The sequence below is a fragment of the Mesorhizobium sp. M7A.F.Ca.CA.001.08.2.1 genome, from assembly GCF_003998455.1.
Lineage (GTDB): Bacteria > Pseudomonadota > Alphaproteobacteria > Rhizobiales > Rhizobiaceae > Mesorhizobium > Mesorhizobium ciceri.
In genome coordinates, this window is record NZ_RZPW01000912.1 from 1 (window position 1) to 2,242 (window position 2,242).

General features: G+C 65.4%; 2 protein-coding genes. One reads left to right on the forward strand and one right to left on the reverse strand.

The window, feature by feature from the left end; translation table 11 throughout:
- Positions 1-2: 2 nt before the first annotated feature.
- A complete protein-coding gene (locus EN914_RS32805; protein WP_032899531.1) occupies positions 3-1,454 on the reverse strand; it encodes an amidase family protein in 1,452 nt (483 codons plus the stop codon).
- A 112-nt stretch (positions 1,455-1,566) separates the two neighbouring features.
- Here EN914_RS32805 and EN914_RS32810 point away from each other — a divergent pair, with 112 nt between their 5' ends.
- Complete coding sequence (locus EN914_RS32810; protein WP_024504926.1) at positions 1,567-2,115, forward strand: TetR/AcrR family transcriptional regulator; 549 nt, start codon at positions 1,567-1,569, stop codon at positions 2,113-2,115.
- The last annotated feature ends 127 nt before the right edge of the window (positions 2,116-2,242 follow it).

Below are 2,242 nucleotides of genomic sequence, written 5' to 3' on the forward strand. Positions count from 1 at the left end.
GGTTATTGCCTAGCCCTGAGGGCCTTCTCCACGCGCGCCGCGAGACCGAGGAGCGCGCGGTCCTCGCTTTCTGGCCCGTCGAGCTCGAGGCCGATCGGGAGGTCATGACTGTCGAGACCGATCGGCAGGCTGACCCCGGGTAGTCCAGCAGCGCTGGCGGGAATGGTGTTGTTGGCCAATACCCGGAAATCAACCTCCTGGTCGCCCACGGTGAATTGCATCTGGCGCTCAACCCTCGGTGCCGTGCAGGGCGTCGTCGGGAAGATCAGCGCGTGGGCACCATGCCGCGTGAAAATCTCGCTCATGCGTTCCTTCACCGCCAGGCGGTCGGCAGTCAGGGCGTGATAAGCCTGCTCACTCAGGTAGCCCGGCGCGCCGGGTATGACGAAGTGGTCCCAGGCGTCCTTCACGCCTGCGCGCAGACCCACGTGCAGATCCTCGAAGGCGACGGGGATCGCGTGTCGCTCCAGGAAATCGCTGAGCGAGGCCTTGGTCTCGCGGAAGAAGAGGCTCCACGTGGTCCGCAGGGCCAGCGCCTGGAAGTCCCCACCGAGATCGATCTCGACGATTTCGGCCCCCGCCTCGGCGAGGCGCAGGAGCGTGTTGCGGAACCGCGCCTCGACCTCGGGGTCCACTGCGTTCAGGTACTGGCGCGGCGCAAAGGCGAAACGGGTCCCCTTGAGATCGGCGCGACAGTCCAGCTCCGCCGCCGGCGCACCGGTGACGACCTGATCGATCAGGACGCAATCCTCGACGCCGCGGGCGAAGACCCCCGTCGTATCGAGTGTGTGAGAGATCGGCGCGACCCCTCCGCGCGGCCAGCGCCGGGTTGTCGGCTTGAACCCCACGACGCCGCATAGGGAGGCGGGGACGCGGATTGACCCGATCGTGTCCCCGCCCAGCGTCGCCGGAGCGAGGCCGGCGGCGACCGCCGCCGCCGAACCGCTCGACGAACCGCCTGTTACATGGTCGGGTGCATGCGGGTTTCCGACCTGGCCGTAAGGGCCGTTTTCGCCAGTCAAGCCATAAGAAAGTTCGACCAGGTTGGTCTTCCCAAGCACGATCGCGCCTGCCGCCTTGAGCGTCGCAACGGCGTCCGCGTCCTCAGTTGGCTGGAAGTCTTTGAGCGCACCGACGCCCAGCGACGTGCGCACGCCTGCCGTGAGATAGCTGTCCTTGATGCCGAGAGGAACACCGAGCAGCGGCGCGTTCACGCCCTTGGCGCGGGCCTTGTCGGCTTCGCGGGCTGCGGAGAGGGCGCCAGGCTCGTCCAGGGTGATGAAAGCTCTCAGGCCCTCTTTCCGCCGCGCCTTGGCGAGAAGGGCAGAAACATAGTTTTCGGCGCTGATCTCGCCCCGGCGAATGGCTTCCGCCGCGCCCGACACGCCCAGCCGTGTGAGTTCTACCGCTTCTGGCACATTGGCATCGATGGCTCTGGTCTGCTGGTTCAGCATGAGGCCTCTCCTCTCATTAGAGATCAGTTAGATGTTGTGTAACATCTATTTGGATGTCATATAACATCTAACCTGTCAAGGCTCGTTCGTGAGTGGTAGCGAGGAAGCGTCGTTGAGGAAGTCAAACAAGGAAGCCGCTGAAACCCGGCGCGCCATCGTTGCGGCGGCCGCTGACTACATCCGGCGCACGGGCATCGCCGAGGCTAGTCTTTCGGACGTTATGGCTGCTGCCGGCCTCACCCACGGCGGCTTCTACAAGCATTTTCGCAACAGGGAGCAGCTAATAGCCGAGGCGCTCGTCGCTGCGGGCAACGCATCTGCGGACATGCTCGGCAAGGTCCGGGCAGAAAAGGGGCGGAACGCTGCGTTGGACCGCTACCTGTCCCCTGAGCATCGCGATGCGGGTACGCCTACCTGTCCAATGGCGGCGTTGGGGAGCGAAGCTGCCCGGTCCTCAGGTAAGACGCGGGCGGCGGCGGTGGCTGTCGTCGAAGAGATGATCGACGCGCTGGCCGAAGATCGATTTTCTGGGGAGGCCCGCGGCGAAGCCATGGTGGACTACGCCACCATGATCGGCGCAATGACCTTGGCCCGAATCGCGTCGGGGACGCCACTATCGGAGGAAATCCTTGAACGTGCAAGGAAGCGCCTGCGTCGATAGGCGCGCCCCGTCTGGACAGCGCCGTGACCGGCCCACTCGCGGCCTGCGGGCTGAACGTCCGTTACGGAAGACGGCCGCCCCAGCGTCGGTGCAGGACGGCCGCTCTCTGACTGACTAGGCCACGTAC